The following is a 13,837-nucleotide window of genomic DNA, read 5'->3' as shown; positions in this document are numbered from 1 at the left end:
CCCGCTCCTCAGGATGAGGGCGGGAGCTACGTCCGAGCTCCCGCTTCCCAATCCTACTTCATCGGCCAGATCGCTTCCGCGATCGCGGCCTGCGGCGGGAAGATGGTGACGAACTTGCCGCCGACATATTGCAGCAGCACCGGGTCGGCGTCGTTGTTCTGGCCGGCCTCGTCGAACTTGACGCGCTTCCAGGGCATGATGGTCTGCTCGCCCGGGATGTCGGTCGCGGCCAGCGCATCGCGGATCTTCTCGCCGTCGGCCGACTTGGCGCGGTTGATGGCGTCGGCCAGGATGATCAGGCCCATGAACTGGCGTGAGGTGAGGTCGTTGAAGTCCTTGCCCGAGCGCGCCTTGAACATCTCGTTGATCTTGCCGACCATGGGACGCTTCTGCGCGAGATCGAGCGAGAAGGTGCCGCGCGAGATCACGCCTTCGAGCTTGTCGCCGACGGCGTCATAGAGCGCCTTCTCCGAGAAGCCGGCGTCCTGCGCCACGATCGCGTTCGGCTTGTAGCCCAGCTCGGCCATGGTCTTGACCAGCAGGATGCCGTCCGTGGTGTAGCTCGACGGCATCAGCACGTCGGCATTGGCGGTCTTGAGCTGCTGCACCTCGGCCGAGAGCGAGGGCGAGTTGGCGCGATACTTGATGTCGGTGACGATCTTGTAGCCGCGCTCGCCGGCGATCTTGGCCTGGGCGTTGCCGGAGTCGGTGCCGAAGATGGTGTCCTCGTGGAACAGCGACAGCGTCTCGATCTTGGTGCCCTTCTTCTTCAAGGCATCGAAGAAGTCGAACATCGCAGCCGAGTACATCTCGTCATGCGGGGCGGCGCGGAAGTAGTATTTGAGGCCGCGACGATGCAGGCTCGGCGAGGAGTTGTCGGCGGAGACGAACGGGATCTGGTAGCGCTCGCAGATCTGGCTGACGGTGACGGCGACCGCGCTTTGATAGGTGCCGATGATCGCGGAGACCTTCTCCTGCGTGATCAGGCGCTCGGCCTCGGCGCGGCCCTTTTGCGGATCGGCCTGGTGGTCGGCGAACACGAGGCGGACTTTTGCGCCGCCGAGGCCCGGCAGACCCTCGCCCTTGGCCAGCGGCAGATCGAAATCGGTGTCCTTGTTGATGACCTCGAGCGCGGTCTCATAGGCCTTCTGCGCGTCGACGCCCTGCTGCGCGCTGCCGCCGGAGAACGGATAGATCACGCCGATCACGACCTCGGAGGTCTGGGCGCGTGCAGCGAGCGGCACCAGCGCGGCAGTGGCTGTGGCACCAAGCAGCACGTCACGGCGAGAGATCGTCATGGCAAAGTCCCCTGTTACTAAATTTCGACTGATCGAATGGAGCGATTGATGGATGCGGTAAAGCCCGAAGAAGCAGCAAACGCTGCCTACTAAATCACGGCCATGTTCCGGTTCTTCAGATCCGTCACCAGCATCAGGCCGGGCGAATGCGTGATCGCGAACGGCAGCCTGGCGGCGTTGATCACCGATTGCGGCGTCACGCCGCAGGCCCAGAACACCGGGATCTCGTCGTCGGCGACGGGCACGGGATCGCCGTAATCCGGCTTGGCGAGATCCTTGATGCCGATCAGGTGCGGATGGCCGAGATGCACGGGTGCACCGTGCACGGCGGGATAACGCGAGGTGATCTGCACCGCGCGGATCGCATCGGCCGGCTTGAACGGACGCATCGACACCACCATGGGACCGGCGAACGGACCGGCCTCGCCGCAGGCGATGTTGGTGCGGTACATCGGCACGCGCACGTTCTGCTCGATGTGGCGGATCGGCATGCCCTCGTCGAGCAACGCCTCTTCGAACGAGAACGAGCAGCCGAGCACGAAGGTCACGAGATCGTCGCGCCAATGCTTGGTCACGTCGGTCGGCTCGTCGACCACCTCGCCGTCGCGCCAGATGCGATAGCGCGGCACGTCGGTGCGGATGTCGAGATCGGCGCCGAGCGCGGGGATGTGCGGGCTGCCGACATCGGACATGCCGATGATCGGGCACGGTTTCGGATTGAGCTGGCAGAAGCGGTGAAAGGCGCTGGCATATTCGGCCGGCAGGATCGCCAGATTGCCCTGGACGAAGCCGGGAGCGACGCCGGCGGTAGATCCGACCTGGCCGCCGCGATAGGCGAGCCGTGCCAGGCGGCTTGGGAGCGTGTCGGGCGTTTCAGTTTGCTGCGCTGCCACCAAAATAGTCATTTGATCGACCTGCCTATAAACTCGACAAAGACAGCCAACACCAAGCATGCTATAAAGTCTAATCTTCCTTTCTAATCGATCTTGATAAATTAGATTTATCGATCGGGAAAATCCTTCTCATGCTGGACTTCAGGTCGATCGAAACCTTCCTTTGGGTTGTGAAGCTCGGCAGCTTTCGCGGCGCCGCAGCACGGCTCAATACGACCCAGCCGGCGATCTCCCAGCGCATCGCCCAGCTCGAGCGCGAGATGGGCGTAAAGCTCCTCAACCGCGATCATCGCGTTGCTTCGCCGACGCCGAGCGGCCGGCAGATGATGGTCTATGCGGAGAAATTGATCGGCCTGAGGGCGGCGATGATCGCCGAGATCGGCGACCGCTCGGCGATGCGCGGCGTGATGCGCCTCGGCGTCGCCGAGACCATCGTGCACACCTGGCTGCCGCGGCTCGTCAAGAGCATGAACGAAGTCTATCCGAACCTGTCACTGGAGATCGAGGTCGACATCACGCCGAACCTCACTGCGCGCCTGCTCGCGCAGGAGATCGAGCTCGCCTTCGTGGTGGGGCCGCTGTCGGCCTCGGGCGTCCACAATCGCGTGCTCGCGGATTATCCGATCGGCTTTCTCGCAAGCCCCTCGCTCGGGCTCGGCGACGGCCCGGTGACGCGCGCCGACCTCGCGCGGTTTCCGATCATCACCTTCCCGCGCAAGACCAGGCCTTACGAGGTCGTGCGCGAAGTCTTCGACCGGCCGGAGCTGCCGCCGATCCGGCTGCATGCCTCCGCATCGCTGGCGACGGTCATCCATATGGCGGTCGAAGGGCTCGGCATCGCCGTGATCCCCGATGCCATCGTCGAGAACGAGCTCGCCGACGGGCGGTTGCAACTGCTCGAAACCGATCTCGCCATAGCGCCGCTGACATTCACGGCGAGCTGGCTGGCCTCGCCTGACGTCGTCGCGGTGGAGCGCGTCGCCGAGCTCGCACGGCAGATTGCGCAGAGCAGCCTCGCGGTTGACGAGTCCGCGCCGGCGCGTCATTGAAAAAGGCGCCGGACAACCGAGAGACCGACCGCATGAGCCGAGCCGCCACCAATCTGCAAATCGATTCTGCCCGCCTCTGGGGCTCCATCCACGAGACCGCCCAGTTTGGCGGGACGGCCAAGGGCGGCGTACGGCGGCTGACGCTGAGCAGCGAAGACAAGCAGGTGCGCGACTGGTTCCGCAAGGCTTGCGAGGATGCCGGCCTCGAGGTGCACACCGATGCGCTCGGCTCACAGTTCGGCCTGCGCAAGGGCCGCGACATGTCGAAGCTGCCCGTCGGCATCGGCTCGCATCTCGACACCCAGCCGACCGGCGGCAAGTATGACGGCATTCTGGGGACGCTCGGCGCGCTGGAAGTGATCCGCACGCTGAACGACGCCGGCATCGAAACCGAAGCACCGATCTGCGTCGTCAACTGGACCAACGAGGAAGGCTCGCGCTTCGCACCGGCGATGATGGCGTCCGCCGCTTACGTCGGCGACTTCACCACCGACGACATTCTCTCGCGCAAGGATATCGACGGCACGACCGTCAGCCAGGCGCTCGACAGCATCGGCTATCGCGGCGACAAGCCGGTCGGCTTTCAGAAGCTCGGCTGTTTCGTCGAATTGCACATCGAGCAGGGTCCGATCCTCGAGGCCGAGGGCAAGACCATCGGCGTGGTCGATTCCGGCCAGGGCGTGCTCTGGTACGACGGCAAGATTTCCGGCTTCGAGAGCCATGCCGGATCGACGCCGATGCCGCTGCGGCGCGATGCGCTTGCGACGCTCTCCGAAATCGTGCTCGCGATGGAGGCCATTGCCAAGAAGCATGGGCCCAAGGCCGTCGGCACAATCGGCGAGGCCGTGATCGCAAATCCCTCGCGCAACGTCATTCCCGGCGAGATCGCCTTCACCATGGATTGCCGCAGCGCGGATGGCGCCATCATGGACGCGCTCGATCGCGATCTGCGCGCCGCCATTGCCGAGATCGCCGCGCGCCGCAAGGTCGAGGTCAAGATCGACCTGGTCTGGCGCAAGCCGCCGACGCATTTCGATTCCAAGCTGATCGCGGCGGTCGAGAACGCGGCGAAGACGCTCGGCTATTCCTCCCGTCGCATCACCTCCGGCGCCGGCCACGATGCCTGCAACCTCAACACCGTCATGCCGGCGGCGATGGTGTTCGTGCCCTGCAAGGACGGCATCAGCCACAACGAGCTGGAAGACGCCACGCAGCCCGACTGCGCCGCGGGCACCAACGTGCTGATGCATACCGTGCTGGCGATCGCCGGCGTCGCGTCCTGATCGGAGAGAGCCATGCGCGGAGTTTTCGTCGACGCCAACGAAGCCCTCGCCGTGATCATGGAGCGGCTGGGGAAGCCCGGCGACCCCGAGGTGCGGATCCACAGGGATCCCGACATCAAGCCCGAGCAATATCCTGAGATCCTCGATGGTGCGGAGATCGCCATCGTCGACCACACCGCGCTGCCGACCGAGGTCGCGAAGAGGTGCACAGGCCTCAAGCACGTCGTGTTCCTCGGCACCGGTGCGCGCAGCTATATGAACCCGGAAGAACTCGCCGAGCTCGGCATCTCCGTGCACCTGATCAAGGGCTATGGCGACACCGCCGTCGCCGAATCCGCGATCGCGCTGATGTGGGCCTCCGCCCGCGTCATCGCGATGATGGATCGCGAGATGCGCGGCGGCAATTGGCTGCGCGAGGATGGCATGCAGCTCACCGGCAAGACGCTCGGCCTGATCGGCTTCGGCGGCATCGCCGCGGAAGTCGCACGCATTGCGGTCGGCTCAGGCATGAAGGTGATCGCCTGGAACCGGTCGCCCAAGAGCCATCCGGGCGTCGAGTTCACCGATCTCGACACGCTGCTGGCCAGAAGCGACGTCGTGTCGCTGCATCTGCTGCTCAACGACGAGACCCGCGGCATGATCACGCGCGAGAAGATTTCTGCGATGAAGCCCGGTGTCATCCTGATCAACACCGCGCGTGCCGCGGTCGTCGACGAGCAGGCGATGATCGACGCGCTGAAGTGCGGCCACATCCGCCATGCCGGCCTCGACGTCTTCAACATCGAGCCCCTGCCCGGCGACCATCCGCTGACAAAACTGCCAAACGTGACGCTGTCGGCGCATTCGGCCTTCCGCACGCCGGAAGCGAGCGAGAACCTGATTGAAGCGGCATGGGTCCATTGCCGCCGGATCGTGAAGGGATAAAAGCAACAACAATGGCCGACTATCGCACCATCAAGGCACAGCCGCTCACCAACGTCGTCCGCGCCATCGTCAAGGCGGGCGGATCTACGGACCGCGAAGCCGAGCTCGTGTCCACCAACCTTGTCGAGGCCAATCTTAGAGGACATGACTCGCACGGCGTCGGCATGATCCCGCGCTATGTCCAGAGCGTCACCACGGGCGGCCTCGCCGTGAACGCGCACGTCAAGATCGTGCTCGACACCGGTCCGCTTCTCACCCTGGACGGCCTCACCGGCTATGGCCAGGTGATCGGCCATGAAGCGATGGAGCTGGCGGCAGAGCGCGCCAAGCGCAACGGCGTGTGTCTCGTCGGCCTCTCCAACTCGCACCACATCGGCCGCATCGGCCATTGGGCCGAGCAGTGCATCGACCACGGACTGGTCTCGATCCACTTCGTCAACGTGATCTCGCGCCCGATCGTGGCGCCGTGGGGCGGCAGCGATGCGCGCCACGGCACCAACCCGTTCTGCGTCGGCATCCCACGCAGGGGCAAGGACCCGATCGTGCTCGACTTCGCCACCAGCAGGATCGCGCAGGGCAAGACCCGCGTCGCCCACAACAAGGGCGTCGAGCTCGAGCCCGGCACCATCATCGACAACGAAGGCAAGCCGACCACCAACCCGCGCTACACCGTGATCCCGCCGCACGGCGCCATCCTGCCGTTCGGCGAGCACAAGGGCTCCGGCCTCGCACTGGTGTGCGAAATCCTCGGCGGCGCGCTCTCCGGCGGGCAGGTGGTCAAGGGCCCGTCCGACGGCAAGTACAACGTCCTCAACGGCATGCTCTCGATCGTCATCGACCCGAACAAGCTCGGCACCGGCGACAACCTTGCGAGCGAGGTCGAGAGTTTTGTTGCCTGGCACACCGGCTCGCCGCCCGCTCCCGGCGTCGACAAGGTGAAGATCGCCGGCGATCCCGAGCGCGAGACGAGGAAGAAGCGTCTGGCCGAAGGCATTCCGGTCGACCCGACCACGTGGCAGGAAATCCTGGAGGCCGGGACGAAGTTCGGACTGGATCAGGCGGCGATCGAGAAGATCGCGGGGTAGTCGGGAACGAAGCGCATCGCTGAGAATAGCCCGGCCAAGTGCACGATCGCGCAACGAGGTCTGGACTAAAGCGAAGCATCACCGCACTCGTGGAGCGGATTTGAACCGGCCCGCGTCGTCTCACGACAACGCGGATATCCCGGTCCACATCCGCCCCCGAGGTTCACATGTTCTCCCGTCTTGCAAAGCTCATGTCCGGCTCAAGCGAGCCGTTACCCGAAACCGACTTCTACCGGCACCGGCTCGCGATCTATGAAAGCGAGCTTGGCGAGCCCGAGCACAGCTTCACCGACAGCGCGGAGCGCCGCATCGACATCCACGCCTTTGGCCGCGATTTCGTGCCGGTGTGCCAGGAGGGATCTGACGAAGGTTATGTGCTTCTGACCAACGGCATGAGCGAACAGCGAATGCCGGGGGTGCATGGGGACGCCAAGCCACGTGCCGAGCTGATGTGGTATGTCCGGGAGCCGACAGAGGAGGTTTGCGCCAATCTGCGCTGGCTGGCCAATCTGCCGTTCATCGACACGACGTGGTTCGGTTTTGGTCATCGCGTCGCGCTGCCGTGTCCGCCGGTTGCAGGAACGGACTTCGAGACGCTCCTGTTTCTCACACCGATCATCGGCCCCGATAAGCAGATCGCCGAGGCGCTGGAGATCGCGAGCGATCCCGTGGAGATCCTGACCGTGAACCTGATCTCGCATCAGGAGCTCGGCCTCATCAAGTCCAGGGGACTCGACCCGTTTCTCGATCTGCTCGACGAGAACAATTATCCGCCGATCTTCGATCCGACGCGGAAATCTTACGTGTAGAGTGCGCCCAAAACACCGCTGCCCCTTCCCTTCTCCACTTGTGGGAGAAGGTGGCGCGAAGCGCCGGATGAGGGGTTCTCTCCGCGAAGAAAAAATTCTCGGACGAGAGGCCCGTCTCTGCGGAGACAGACCCCTCACCCGTCTCGCCGCTACGCGGCGAGCCACCCTCTCCCACAAGGGGGGAGGGGAAGATCTGCCGCCTCAATCCACCATATCCGAGACCGCCTTGCCGCAGGCGGTGGTGTCGGCGTTGCCGCCGAGGTCCTTCGTTCGCAGCGTCCGTTCGGCGAGCGTGCGCTCGATCGCATCGACGATCGACTTACCGGCCTCCTTCTCGCCGAGGTGCTCGAGCATCATCGCGCCGGACCAGATCGCGCCGATCGGGTTGGCGATGCCCTGCCCCGCAATATCGGGCGCCGAGCCGTGCACCGGCTCGAACACCGAGGGGAAATCGCCCTCGGGATTGATGTTGCCTGATGGCGCGATGCCGATGGTGCCAGTGCAGGCCGGGCCGAGATCGGAGAGGATGTCGCCGAACAGATTCGAGCCGACCACGACGTCGAACCAGTCCGGATGCAGCACGAAGTTCGCGGTCAGAATGTCAATGTGGTACTTGTCCCACTTCACGCCCGGAAACTTCTTGGCCATCGCCTCCACGCGCTCGTCCCAATAGGGCATGGTGATGGAGATGCCGTTGGACTTGGTCGCCGAGGTCAGGTGCTTCTTCGGGCGCGACTGCGCGAGCTCGAAAGCGAATTTCAGGATGCGGTCGACGCCGGTGCGGGTCATCACCGTCTGCTGCGTCACGAACTCCCGGTCGGTGTCCGGGAACATGCGGCCGCCGACGGAGGAATATTCACCTTCGGTGTTCTCGCGCACCACCCAGAAATCGATGTCACCGGGCTTGCGGTTGGCCAGCGGCGACGGCACGCCGGGCATCAGCCGCACCGGGCGCAAATTCACATACTGGTCGAACTCGCGGCGAAACTTGATCAGCGACCCCCACAGCGAGACGTGATCCGGAATCTTGGCCGGCCAGCCGACGGCGCCGAAATAGATCGCGTCATGCTTGCCGATCTTTTCCTTCCAGTCGTCGGGCATCATCTGGCCGTGCTTCTCGTAATAGTCCCAGGACGAGAAGTCGAAATGGTCGAAATGCAGGGACACCCCGTGCTTCTTCGCCGCTGCCTCGAGAACGCGCATGCCCTCGGGCATCACTTCCTTGCCGATGCCATCGCCGGGAATGACTGCAATCCGGTATTGTTTCTTGCTCATCGAGAACGTCCTTGGTTGGTCCGGCAGCCGCCGCCTTTTTGACCGCACTGCAATGGACCAAACTCGGCAGCAGTGCAACGCTGCACTGCAATGTTGACCGTGGCGCGGCCGAGCGCCTACTGGTTTGATCCTGATGTTCCCACCGAGCGAGTACCCTTCATGGATCTGCATCTGCGTTGCAAGCGCGTCCTGATCACAGGCGCGTCCAAAGGCATTGGCGCAGCCGCCGCCGAGGCGTTTGCCGAGGAAGGCGCGAACCTCCTGCTCGCCGCCCGCAGCGGCGACCAGCTCAAGGCGCTGGCGGACCGCCTGCGCTCCGCGCACCAGATCGATGCCGCGACGAGCATCGTGGACCTGCGCAAGGCCGAGGACATCGCGCGGCTCGCGAGGGAAGCCGCCGACATCGACGTGCTCGTCAACAATGCAGGCGACATCCCCGGCGGCTCGATCGACAAGATCGACGAGGCGACCTGGCGGCACGCCTGGGAATTGAAAGTGTTCGGCTACATCAATCTGACGCGGCAGATCTACGCGCAGATGAAGGCGAAGGGCGGCGGCGTCATCGTCAATGACATCGGCGCGGCCGGCGAAAAATTCGACGCCAATTACATCTGCGGCAGCGCCGGCAACGCCGCATTGATGGCCTTCACCCGCGCGCTCGGCGGCAAGAGCCTTGCCGACAACATCCGCGTGGTCGGCATCAATCCCGGCCCGGTCGGCACTGATCGCCACGTCACCCTGCTCAAGACGCGGGCAAAGCACCAGTTCGGCGATGAGAGCCGTTACAAGGAATTCCAGAAGAGCCTGCCGCTCGGCCGGCCCGCGCATGCGCGCGAGATCGGCGATCTCATGGCGTTCCTGGCGTCCGATCGCGCCGGATATACGTCGGGGGTCATCTATACCGTGGATGGCGGCATCAGCGCGGGCTGGGGTTAGTTTTTCCCGTCATTGCGAGCGCAGCGAAGCAATCCAGGAATGCATCCGCTGTGGCAGTTCGGATTGCTTCGCTGCGCTCGCAATGACGACACAATAAGCACAGGAGTAAAATAGTTGTCTCAAGACCTGATCCGCGAAACCGCACGCGCCGTCGTCGACAAGCTGCGATCCGGCGACGTCTCGCCGCTCGAGCTTCTGGATGCGCTGGAGAAGCGCATCGGTGAGGTCGACGGCAAGGTCAACGCGCTGCCGACGCTATGCTTCGATCGCGCGCGGGACAACGCCAAGGCGCTGATGCAGAAGCCGGCCGGCGCGCGCGGCCTGCTCGCGGGCCTGCCGGTACCGATCAAGGACCTGACCGATGTCGCGGGCGTGCTGAACACGCAGGGTTCGCCGATCTTCAAGGACAATGTGCCCAAGCAGTCCGATCTCATGGTCGAGAACCTCGAAGGCAATGGCGCGGTCGTCTACGCCAAGTCGAACACACCGGAATTCGGCGCCGGCGCCAACACCTTCAACGAAGTGTTCGGCGCGACGCTCAATCCCTGGGATACGACGAAGTCTGCGGCCGGCTCCTCCGGCGGCGCGGCGGTGGCGCTGGCCACCGGCATGGCCTGGCTTGCGCAGGGCTCCGACATGGGCGGCAGCCTGCGCAGCCCCGCGGCCTTCTGCGGCGTGGTCGGCATGCGGCCGAGCATCGGGCGCGTCGCACACACCCCCAAATCGGCGATCGACCGCAATCTCGGCGTGGTTGGGCCGATGGCGCGCAACGTCGAGGATCTTGCGCTGTTGTTGGATGCCATGAGCGGCGACTATGCGGACGACCCGCTGTCGCTGCCGGCGCCTGCGACCTCGTTCCTGTCGGCGGCGCAGTCGGGCAAGAAGCCGAAGCGCATCGCCTATTCGTCCGATCTCGGCATCACGCCGGTCGATCCCGAGGTCAAGGCGATCACGCGCAAGGCCGCGGAACGCTTTGCGGAGGCCGGCGCGATCGTGGAGGAAGCGCATCCGGACTGGCGCGAGGCGCATGAATGCTTCCACGTCCTGCGCGCCTTCGATTTCGCGATCACCAAGGCCAATCTGCTGCGTACCAAGCGCGACCTTCTGAAGCCCGAGGTGATCTGGAACATCGAGGAAGGCCTCAAGCTCACCGTCGAGCAGCTCGCGCGCGCCGAGGCGCAGCGCGTCGGCATGACTGCGCGCGCGATCGAGTTCTTCAAAAACTACGACCTTCTGTTGACGCCAACCACGATCGTACCGCCCTTCCCGATCGAGCACCGCTATGTCGCCGAATGCGCCGGCAAGAAGTTCGAGAACTATGTCGAATGGCTCGGCATCGTCTACGCCATCACGCTCGCCTGCTGCCCGTCGCTGTCGCTGCCCTGCGGCTTTACGGCGTCGGGCCTACCGATCGGTGTGCAGGTCGTCGGCGCCCCGCGCGCGGATGCGCAGGTGATCGCCGGCGCGAAGGTGTTGGAGGATATTCTGGGTCTGCGCGGCTCCACGCCGATCGATCCCAAGGTGAAGGCATAACGCGAGCCGCACCGGCGGGGACTTGGCCGTCCCCGCCGTGCGCCGGTCAGACCCTAGTCGTTCGCTTTCGGCCCGCCGTGATACCGATGCGCGTCGTATCCGGCCTCATCCGTTGGAGCGGCGAAGGCGAAGGAGTTCGGATGCGTTTGCGACATCTGGACGGTGGCCGCCGAAGCCATGTGCGAGTGATTCATTGCCTCGTGGGCAGAGGCGGCGGAGCAAAGCGCGACCAGCATGGCCGACGCTGCGAGAACTGATTTCATCATGATGTGACGTGCCTCTTGTGAGTGCCACCAGCAAATTGCAGATGGATCTCGCCGCGTAGGATTGCCAGTTTGAATCCAGGCACGCGATATAGGCGCGGCATAATCATTTCGCGCTCCAGTATAGGCTTCCAGCGCTTCTGGCCCGCTCCCGCGGCGGGGAAAGCCGCTCACCTCGACGCGGTATTCGCCTCCAGGCCGCGACTGTACCGCGACATCGCAAAGCAAAAGACAAAGTAGATCGCGGCGACGAAGATGTAGACCTCGACCGAGAATTGCTGCCAGGCCGGATCGATGATTGCGGTCTTGGCCGTCGTCAGCAGGTCGAAGATGCCGATGATCAGGACCAGGCTGGTGTCCTTGAAGAAGGCGATGAAGGTGTTGACCAGCGGCGGGATGACATGGCGGATCGCCTGCGGCAGGACGATCAGGCGATGCTTGCGCCAGTAGGACAGCCCCAGCGCCTCGGCGGCCTCATATTGCCCGCGCGGCACGGCCTGGAGGCCGCCACGGATGACTTCGGCAAGGTAAGCGCCCGCGAACAGGATGATGGCGATCTGCGCACGCAACAGCTTGTCGATGTTGAATCCGCTCGGCATGAACAGCGGAAACATCACGCTCGCCATGAAGAGCAGGCTCACCAGCGGCACGCCGCGGATCAGCTCGACATAGAGGACGCTGAGCGAGCGGATCGCCGGCAGCTTTGAGCGCCGGCCGAGTGCAACGAGGATTCCGAGCGGGAAACCAAAGGCCAATCCAAACGTCGCCAGGATCAGTGTCACCGGCAATCCGCCCCAACGGTCCTGCGAGACGAAGGAGAGGCCGAATACGCCGCCCCACATCAGTACGCTGATCAGCGCCAGCGCGCCGATCCAGATATAGGCCAGCTCGCGCCGCCACAGGGCGCGGCGGGTGGAGAGATAGAACAGCGCGATGAACAGCACGACCGACAGCGCCGGCCGCCACTGCTCGTCAAACGGATAGGTGCCGAACAGGATGAAGCGATATTTTTCGGGGATGATCGCCCAGCAGGCACCGAGGCCGCGCGCGGCGCGGCAGGCGCTCGAGTCGTTTGCCGGCGTGAGCCACACGGCATTCGCGATGCCCCACTGCACGAAGCTGAAGATGCCCTTGGCGAGGATCGCCAGCAACACGACCGAAAGGATGGCATTGGGGATCGACGAGAACAAATTGGTGCGCAGCCAGCGCAGCACCGGATTGCCCATCTGCGGGCGGCGGGCAGCACGCGGGGCGTCCGGAATGTCGGTGATCGCCCTCATGATCAGCGCTCCACCAGCGCGATGCGCGAATTGTACCAGTTCATGAAGAAGCTGATGCCGAGGCTGATGGTCAAGAACACCGCCATGATCAGCGCGATGGCCTCGATCGCCTGCCCGGTCTGGTTCAGCGTGGTATTGGCGACTGACACGACGTCCTGGTAGCCGATCGCGACCGCGAGCGAGGAGTTCTTGGTCAGGTTGAGGTACTGGCTCGTCATCGGCGGCACGATGACGCGCAGCGCCTGGGGCAGGATGATCTGCCGCAGCATGAAGCTGCGGCGCAAGCCGAGCGCATTGGCGGCATCCCATTGTCCGCGCGGCACGGACTGGATGCCGCTGCGCACGATCTCGGCAATGAAGGCCGAGGTGTAGGTCACGAGCGCGATCAGCAGCGCGAAATACTCCGGCGCGAGCGTCAGCCCGCCGACGAAGTTGAAGCCGCGCAGCTCCGGCCATTCGATCTTCCAGGACACACCAAGCGCCACCGACATTGCCGCCGGCAGCGCGACGATGAGGCCAACCGCAAAGGGCCACGCTGGCCGCGGCTTGCCGTCGCGCATCTGCTGCGCGATCAGCCATCGCCTGATGAGATAGAACACGGCAAGCCCGAGCACGGCTGTACCGAGCACCCAGAGCTGCGGCGAGCCGACCGGAATCGCCGGCAGGATCAGGCCGCGATTGGACAGAAATACGCCCTCGACCGGCCGCCAGGCCGCGCGCGCGGCCGGCAGCGCCTGCATCAACACGTACCAGAACAAGAGCTGAAGCAGCAGCGGGATGTCGCGGAGCGTTTCGACATAGACGGCGGCGAGCCGCGACAACAGCCAGTTGGCGGAGAGACGCGAAATGCCGATCAGCGTGCCCAGGATCGTCGCGAGCACGATGCCGATCACGGCGACGCGCAAGGTGTTGGCGATGCCGACGACGAAGGCCCACAGGTACGTGTCTCTCGGATTATAAGAGAGCAGGCTGTCGGCGATCGGCATGCCGGCTTCCCGGCCGAGGAAAGCGAAGCCGGTGGTGATGCGGCGGGCCGAGAGATTGGTGACGGTGTTGGACCAGAGGAAGGCGACAACCCCAAGCACGATTCCGACGACGAGCACCTGCCAGAACAGGCCTTGCAGCTCTCGGCGGCCAAATCCGCCGAAGAAGCGACGGCGGGGCGGCGGTCTTGGACTGTCTGAAGTCACAGCACAAAAATCCTTCTGG

At 64.4% G+C, this 13,837-nt stretch carries 13 protein-coding genes; 7 read left to right on the top strand and 6 right to left on the bottom strand.

Annotation, left to right across the window (positions count from 1 at the left end; genetic code table 11):
* Window positions 1-53: 53 nt before the first annotated feature.
* Together HAP41_RS17560 and HAP41_RS17555 are read right to left on the bottom strand one after the other, a co-directional pair.
* Window positions 54-1,298, bottom strand: a complete 1,245-nt coding sequence (locus HAP41_RS17560; protein ID WP_166099080.1) for an ABC transporter substrate-binding protein — start codon at window positions 1,296-1,298, stop codon at window positions 54-56.
* Between the two features lie 89 nt (window positions 1,299-1,387).
* Window positions 1,388-2,203 carry a putative hydro-lyase gene (locus HAP41_RS17555; protein ID WP_166099083.1) on the bottom strand — a complete coding sequence of 272 codons (816 nt, stop codon included), beginning with the start codon at window positions 2,201-2,203 and terminating at the stop codon, window positions 1,388-1,390.
* A 119-nt stretch (window positions 2,204-2,322) separates the two neighbouring features.
* Between HAP41_RS17555 and HAP41_RS17550 the strand changes: the two genes are divergently transcribed.
* The 5 genes from HAP41_RS17550 (at window position 2,323) to HAP41_RS17530 (ending at window position 7,341) form a co-directional block, all read left to right on the top strand.
* Complete coding sequence (locus tag HAP41_RS17550; RefSeq protein WP_071915762.1) at window positions 2,323-3,240, top strand: LysR family transcriptional regulator; 918 nt, start codon at window positions 2,323-2,325, stop codon at window positions 3,238-3,240.
* A gap of 32 nt (window positions 3,241-3,272) precedes the next feature.
* Window positions 3,273-4,523: a Zn-dependent hydrolase gene (locus tag HAP41_RS17545; protein WP_166099088.1), complete on the top strand. Its 1,251-nt coding sequence runs from the start codon at window positions 3,273-3,275 to the stop codon at window positions 4,521-4,523.
* 12 nt (window positions 4,524-4,535) lie between these two features.
* Window positions 4,536-5,447: an NAD(P)-dependent oxidoreductase gene (locus HAP41_RS17540; RefSeq protein WP_166099091.1), complete on the top strand. Its 912-nt coding sequence runs from the start codon at window positions 4,536-4,538 to the stop codon at window positions 5,445-5,447.
* Window positions 5,448-5,458: 11 nt separating this feature from the next.
* The gene (locus tag HAP41_RS17535; RefSeq protein WP_028146878.1) at window positions 5,459-6,532 is read left to right on the top strand and encodes a malate/lactate/ureidoglycolate dehydrogenase; all 1,074 of its coding nucleotides are present in this window, start codon (window positions 5,459-5,461) and stop codon (window positions 6,530-6,532) included.
* A 167-nt stretch (window positions 6,533-6,699) separates the two neighbouring features.
* The gene (locus HAP41_RS17530) at window positions 6,700-7,341 is read left to right on the top strand and encodes a suppressor of fused domain protein (RefSeq protein ID WP_166099094.1); all 642 of its coding nucleotides are present in this window, start codon (window positions 6,700-6,702) and stop codon (window positions 7,339-7,341) included.
* Between the two features lie 201 nt (window positions 7,342-7,542).
* Here HAP41_RS17530 and HAP41_RS17525 read toward each other — a convergent pair whose 3' ends face one another.
* On the bottom strand, window positions 7,543-8,616 hold the full coding sequence (locus tag HAP41_RS17525) for a tartrate dehydrogenase (protein ID WP_166099101.1): 1,074 nt from the start codon (window positions 8,614-8,616) through the stop codon (window positions 7,543-7,545).
* 159 nt (window positions 8,617-8,775) lie between these two features.
* On the opposite strand from HAP41_RS17525, the gene HAP41_RS17520 reads away from it, so the two are divergent.
* Both HAP41_RS17520 and HAP41_RS17515 read left to right on the top strand, forming a co-directional pair.
* Window positions 8,776-9,552: an SDR family oxidoreductase gene (locus HAP41_RS17520; protein ID WP_166099105.1), complete on the top strand. Its 777-nt coding sequence runs from the start codon at window positions 8,776-8,778 to the stop codon at window positions 9,550-9,552.
* A 114-nt stretch (window positions 9,553-9,666) separates the two neighbouring features.
* Window positions 9,667-11,085: an amidase gene (locus tag HAP41_RS17515; RefSeq protein WP_166099109.1), complete on the top strand. Its 1,419-nt coding sequence runs from the start codon at window positions 9,667-9,669 to the stop codon at window positions 11,083-11,085.
* A 53-nt stretch (window positions 11,086-11,138) separates the two neighbouring features.
* On the opposite strand, the gene HAP41_RS17510 is transcribed toward HAP41_RS17515, so the two are convergent.
* The 3 genes from HAP41_RS17510 to HAP41_RS17500 form a co-directional block, all read right to left on the bottom strand.
* Window positions 11,139-11,321, bottom strand: a complete 183-nt coding sequence (locus tag HAP41_RS17510; RefSeq protein WP_166099112.1) for a hypothetical protein — start codon at window positions 11,319-11,321, stop codon at window positions 11,139-11,141.
* 197 nt (window positions 11,322-11,518) lie between these two features.
* Complete coding sequence (locus tag HAP41_RS17505; protein WP_166099117.1) at window positions 11,519-12,628, bottom strand: amino acid ABC transporter permease; 1,110 nt, start codon at window positions 12,626-12,628, stop codon at window positions 11,519-11,521.
* 2 nt (window positions 12,629-12,630) lie between these two features.
* Window positions 12,631-13,818, bottom strand: coding sequence for an amino acid ABC transporter permease (locus HAP41_RS17500; RefSeq protein WP_071915770.1), 1,188 nt, complete (start codon window positions 13,816-13,818; stop codon window positions 12,631-12,633).
* Window positions 13,819-13,837 lie beyond the last annotated feature (19 nt).

The organism is Bradyrhizobium barranii subsp. apii, from assembly GCF_011516635.5.
Classification (GTDB): Bacteria; Pseudomonadota; Alphaproteobacteria; order Rhizobiales; family Xanthobacteraceae; genus Bradyrhizobium; species Bradyrhizobium barranii.
The sequence above is the reverse complement of the archived record's forward strand: the minus strand, read 5'-3'. Positions and strand labels throughout refer to the sequence as shown.